This window comes from Azospirillum formosense (assembly GCF_013340925.1).
GTDB classification, from domain to species: domain Bacteria; phylum Pseudomonadota; class Alphaproteobacteria; order Azospirillales; family Azospirillaceae; genus Azospirillum; species Azospirillum formosense.
In genome coordinates this window covers 1-4,928 of sequence record NZ_WHOR01000349.1, presented here as the reverse complement: position 1 = coordinate 4,928, position 4,928 = coordinate 1, and the positions used below count along the sequence as shown (strand labels likewise).

The following is a 4,928-nucleotide window of genomic DNA, read 5'->3' as shown; positions in this document are numbered from 1 at the left end:
CGATTCGGCGACGGCCCGCGTGGGACGGTCGTCATCGTCCACCGGGCCGGTCTGGGTGTTGATGCGCCGGGCATCGTCGCGGATGGACAGCAGGGTGGACACGGCGAACTGGAGCAGCGGCGCCATCGTCTCGGAGTTCGCCAACTCCTCCGCCGTCAGGGCGGCGAAGCGCTGGCGCACCTGTTCCACCGCGTCCTCGATGCTGTCGCGCAGGGCGCCGGTGTCCTGGAGGACGCGTTCCAGATCCTCCCGAAGGGCTGAAATCTCGCAGGCTTGGCGCAGCTCGTGGAAGCCGATGGGCGTCCCCGGCGTCCGCCCGGAGTCGGCGGTCCGCTGATCCTGCGATCGAAAATCATAGGGCATCTTCGCCAAACGCCGGGCCCTATCCTGCAATCCTGATGGAGACCAAGGAAGGTTGCCGTGTCACAGGTTTAATGCGGTTGAACATGGTTGGAAACCGTTTGCGCACCCCATTCGCTTGTACTATTTTTTCCGCACCGGGGGGAACGGAATCCTGCGGTATCACAAATCCTACCCACCCCTCCCCAGAACCACGCATGCCGGGTACTCACGGTGTCGATTGATCGCGCGGAACTGGAACGGCTTCTTGCCGATCGTCCGACTGGAAACCGCTCGGCCATGCAGGCCGTCCGCGAAAGCTACGCCGACATCGGCCTGATGCGCGAGCGCGGCCTGTCCTGGGCGGATATCTCCGACGTGCTGGCGAAGCTGGGCGTCACCGCCCGCGACAACCAGCCGATCTCGCCCGTCACCCTGCGCTCCGCCTTCTTCCTTGTGGGGAACGAAGGGCGCGACGGCGGCGCGGACGGAGAGGATGCGGGAGGCGCAACGCCGCGTGAAACGCTGGACGCGGTTCACCGTGCCGCCCTCGCCGCCGGACAGCCGGCGGACGACGAGGATGCGGCGCTTGCGCCGGAACCGGCCGAAGCGGACCTGGTGGACAAGGCGGCCGACGATTCGCTGGAATCCGCCGGATCCGCCGTGCCCGAACCGGAATTCACTTCCGCTCCAGAACCGGACCCCGTTCCGGAATCCGTTTTCATGGCCGCGGACTCCGCCGGTCCAACGGACGAGCCGTCTCCGGTTCCGGGCCTTCCTCCCGTTCAGGCTCCGATTTCCCAGGCTGACAACTCCCGGGCGCCGGTCCCTCACATTTCATCACCTCAAGATTCGACAACGAACAGACCCTGGAAAGGCGATCGCATGCTGGGCACCATCTTCGTTCTCAACGACCGCGGTGGCGTCGGCAAGACGCTGCTGTCCCATCACCTGATGGCGACCGCCATGCTCGAAGGCCTTCAGCTCAAGGTCGTCGAATATGAGGTGAACGAGCGCCTGAACCGCCTGTTCGGTCCGGAGGTGGTCGAGCACCGCCGCATCACCCAGGACTTCATGAACATGATGGGGTCGGGCGACGGCTTCTACGAGTTCTGGGACCAGATCGGCCCGGAGTTGCAGCGCGGCGGCCGCCTCTACGACTTCGGCGGCAACATCTCCCAGTGGTTCTTCAACTGGGCCGAGGTGTCGGGCTTCGACTACTATGTCGGCGAGGGCGAGCGGCTGACCTTCATGGTGCCGGTCACCGTCGATCTGGCCTCGCTGTCCACCGGCATGAACACGCTGGAGCGCATCGCCACCATCGCCCCGAAGGCCAAGCGCGTTCTGGTCGAGAACGGCTTCTCCGGTCCCTTCTCGCAGCTCGACGACAGCCAGTACGCCCGCCGCAAGGCGGAGATGGTGGAGCGCGAGGGCGTGGAGGTCATCTCCATGGCTCCCTGCACGGCCCCGGCCTGGGCGCGCCTGACCGGCCACCGCATCGACGAGGTGGCGCAGATGACCCGCGAGGATCTGGTGAAGCTGGGCATGACCCCGCCGGTCGCCTCCCGCTCGCTGATCATCATCCACGAGTGGCTGCGCACGATGCGGCAGGCGCTGTCGCCCTACCTGCGCGACGCCTTCAACCAGTCCTCCGGCCCGGCCGCCAAGACCGGCGCCCGCCAGGGCGCGCTCTGACAGGACTTAGCATCGCCAGCATGCGGGAACGGGGGCCTTCGCGGCCCCCGTTTCTTTTTGCCGGCTGAAGACGTTACGCGAAGTCTTCGACCAGGGCCGCGAACTCCTGCGGGCGTTCGGCGTGCAGCCAGTGGCCCGCGCCCTCGATCATTTCGATGGCGGCCTTGGGGAAGTGGCGGTGGATGGCGGCGTGGTTCTCCGGCACGATGTAGTCGGACCGGGTTCCGCCGATGAACAGGGTGGGGCCGTCGTATCGGGCGTCGCCGAGATCCGGGAAGCCGATCAGGTCGGCCATGCGGGCGCCGATGGCGTCGAGGTTGATCCGCCAGTGAAACGACCCTTGCTCCAGAACGAGATTCTGCAGCAGGAAGGAGCGCAGGGGGGCTTCCGGCACCGCATCCACGAGCTGCGCCTCGACCTCCGACCGGCGGGTGCAGCCTTCCAGCCTGGCCTGCTTCATCGCGGCCACGAAAGGCGCGTGGGTGTGGGTGTAGGCGACCGGCGCGATGTCGGCCACGGCCAGACGCTCCACCCGGTCGGGATGGGTCAGCGCCAGGGTCATCGCCACCTTGCCGCCCATGGAATGGCCGACCACCGACGCCCGCGCGAAGCCGCGGTCGTCGAGGAATCGCAGCACGTCCGCGGCCATCGCCGGGTAGGTCATCTCGTCCGACCAGGGGGCGCCGCCGTGGTTGCGCAGGTCCAGGGCATAGACCCGGTGCCGCTCCGCGAAGCGCTTCGCCAGGGTCTGCCAGTTGCGCGCCGACCCGAACAGGCCGTGCAGGACCAGCAGGGGGGTGCCGCCGTTCGCTTCGCCGGCTTCCAGATAGGTGAGGGGAAGACCCTGGGCCATGGACGTTCCGCTTGTCTGAAGGTGGGTGGAGAGGACAATGGGTGGGCGGCGATCCTAGCAGACCGTTTCCGCCCACCGCCTTCAAATTCCACACGGGCTGGCATGCCGAAAGGCGTGACGCGGGCGGGGAAAACGCTAGGATGGCGCCGCCCATCAGAGGACCCGTACGCACCGTGCTCCGCAACATCCTGTCCGTCGGCGGGCTGACGCTGGTCAGCCGCGTCCTTGGCTTTCTGCGCGACGTCCTGACCGCCGCGCTGCTCGGCGCCGGGCCGGTGGCCGACGCCTTCTTCGTGGCGTTCCGGCTGCCCAACCATTTCCGCGCCCTGTTCGCCGAGGGGGCGTTCAACTCGGCCTTCGTGCCGCTGTTCTCCGCCAAGCTGGTGCAGGACGGGCAAGCCGCCGCCAAGCGCTTCGCCGAGGAGGTGATGAGCCTGCTGCTGGCGGTGCAGCTGCTGTTTCTGGCCGGCATCCTGGCGATCATGCCGCAGTTCATGACGGTCTTCGCGCCGGGCTTCTCCGACGAGCCGGAGAAATTCCGGCTGGCCGTCCTGTTCACCAGCATCACCTTCCCGTACCTGCTGTTCATCTCGCTGGAATCGCTGCTGGCCGGCGTGCTGAACAGCATGGGGCGGTTCGGGGCGGCGGCGGCGGCGCCGATCCTGCTCAACCTGTGCCTGATCGCGGCGATGGTGCTGGCCGCGCCGCTGATGCCGACGGTCGGCCACGCCCTGTCCTGGGGCGTTTTCGCCGCCGGGCTGGCGCAGTTCCTGTACCTGTACTGGGAGGCGAGCCGCGCCGGGATGGGGCTGCGGCTGGCCCTGCCGCGTTTCACGCCCGACGTGAAGCGGTTCCTGACCGTGTTGGGACCGGCGGCGTTGGGGTCTGGCCTGACCCAGATCAACCTGTTCGTCGACACGCTGATCGCCTCGCTGCTGCCCACCGGCGCGGTGTCCTACCTCTACTACGCGGACCGGCTGAACCAGTTGCCGCTGGGCGTCATCGGGATCGCGGTGGGGACCGTTCTGCTTCCGGAAATGGCCCGGCGCATCAAGGGCGGGGACGAGCCGGGCGCGGTGGAGAGCCAGAACCGGGCGGTGGAACTGTCGCTGGTGCTGACCCTGCCGGCCGCCGCCGCCTTCCTGGTCGCCGGCCTGCCCATCGTGTCGGTGCTGTTCCAGCACGGCGCCTTCGGCCCGACCGACGCCGCGCAGTCCGCCGCCACCCTGCAGGCCTACGCGCTGGGCTTGCCGGCCTTCGTGGTGATCCGCAGCCTCGTCAACGGCTTCTACGCCCGGCACGACACGGCGACCCCGGTGCGGGTGGCGCTGGCCGCGACGGCGGTCAACGTGGCGTTGAAGCTGGCGCTGATGGGACCGCTGGCGCAAGTGGGGCTGGCGGTGGCGACCTCCGTCGCCGCCTGGGTCAACGCCGGGCTGCTGGCGTGGCTGCTGACCCGGCGCGGGCTGTTCAAGGCTGATGCCCGGCTGCTGCGCAACCTGCCGCGCATGGCCATCGCGGCGCTCGCCATGGGCGGCACGTTGTGGCTGGTGCAGACCCAGCTGTCGTCCTGGCTGACCGCCCATGGGCTGTTCGAGCGGCTGGGCGGGCTGGTGCTGCTGGGCCTTGCCGGCCTGCTGGTCTACGCGGTTCTGGCGGTGGCGCTGGGCCTGCTGCGCCGGTCGGACCTCGGGCGGTTGCGCCGGCGCCGCAAGAGCGTTTGAGGACTAAGCCGCCGGCCCGTTCTTGACCGGGCGGGCCGGATCGGCGGTCCATTCCGACATCGACCCGTCATAGAGGCGCACCCCGTCGACCCCCGCCAGTTCGCTCAGCGCGAACCAGGACACCGAGGCGAGGTGGCCGGTGTTGCAGAAGGTGATCGTCGCGTCCCCCGTCCCGGCTTGATCCGCCAGCGCCTTCACCGCGTCGGCGGGGAGGAAGCGTTTCTCGGCGGCGGAGTAGAAGGCGCCGTTCTCGATCAGCACCGCCCCCGGCCCGTCTCTTTTACACCTCTTGCTCTGCCGACGACCCTCCCTCGGGA

4 protein-coding genes and 1 pseudogene are annotated in these 4,928 nt (G+C 68.5%); 2 read left to right on the top strand and 3 right to left on the bottom strand.

The annotated features are described in order from the left end of the window. Nucleotides 1–363: pseudogene (locus GBZ26_RS26885) on the bottom strand (hypothetical protein); the annotation flags it as partial. Nucleotides 364–639: 276 nt separating this feature from the next. On the opposite strand from GBZ26_RS26885, the gene GBZ26_RS26880 reads away from it, so the two are divergent. Then, nucleotides 640–2,034, top strand: coding sequence for a hypothetical protein (locus GBZ26_RS26880; protein ID WP_246653585.1), 1,395 nt, complete (start codon nucleotides 640–642; stop codon nucleotides 2,032–2,034). Nucleotides 2,035–2,107: 73 nt separating this feature from the next. On the opposite strand, the gene GBZ26_RS26875 is transcribed toward GBZ26_RS26880, so the two are convergent. Further along, on the bottom strand, nucleotides 2,108–2,887 hold the full coding sequence (locus GBZ26_RS26875; RefSeq protein WP_174441447.1) for an alpha/beta fold hydrolase: 780 nt from the start codon (nucleotides 2,885–2,887) through the stop codon (nucleotides 2,108–2,110). 173 nt (nucleotides 2,888–3,060) lie between these two features. On the opposite strand from GBZ26_RS26875, the gene murJ reads away from it, so the two are divergent. After that, nucleotides 3,061–4,611: a murein biosynthesis integral membrane protein MurJ gene (gene murJ, locus GBZ26_RS26870; RefSeq protein ID WP_174441446.1), complete on the top strand. Its 1,551-nt coding sequence runs from the start codon at nucleotides 3,061–3,063 to the stop codon at nucleotides 4,609–4,611. Nucleotides 4,612–4,614: 3 nt separating this feature from the next. Here murJ and GBZ26_RS26865 read toward each other — a convergent pair. Beyond that, nucleotides 4,615–4,928, bottom strand: a 314-nt coding sequence (locus GBZ26_RS26865; RefSeq protein ID WP_247884921.1) for a sulfurtransferase, incomplete at its 5' end; no start/stop codon positions are given.

Bases quoted from the DNA above. Each gene is read 5' to 3' on its own strand.
- GBZ26_RS26880 (WP_246653585.1), top strand. From the start codon at position 640: ATGCAGGCCGTCCGCGAAAGCTACGCCGACATCGGCCTGATGCGCGAG.
- GBZ26_RS26875 (WP_174441447.1), bottom strand. From the start codon at position 2,887: ATGGCCCAGGGTCTTCCCCTCACCTATCTGGAAGCCGGCGAAGCGAAC.